Raw genomic sequence first — 249 nt, 5'->3', positions numbered from 1 at the left:
CTATCGAAGTGTTCGAAAGGGATGATGAAGGTAATTATGTCATTCCAGATCAATGCACAACAATCGCTCCACCCAATAATCCTTCTTTTTATAAAGCAGCTTTTGATGTGGAAAAACAACAATGGTATGAATCAGCGACACAGGAGTATATAGATAGCTTAAAATCAGCCCCTCTCCCACCAAGTGATATAGAACTTTTAAAGAAACAAAATGCTTTATTATCAAAACAATTAACGCAACTACTGGCTA

At 36.1% G+C, this 249-nt stretch carries 1 protein-coding gene; it reads left to right on the top strand.

Annotated elements, in window-relative coordinates:
• A partial coding sequence (locus AC0IXA_RS27895; protein WP_471814978.1) for a hypothetical protein occupies nucleotides 1-249 on the top strand: 249 nt, incomplete at both ends.

Source organism: Pseudomonas sp. AC083 (assembly GCF_979253165.1).
This window is presented reverse-complemented; position numbering and strand designations above follow the sequence as displayed.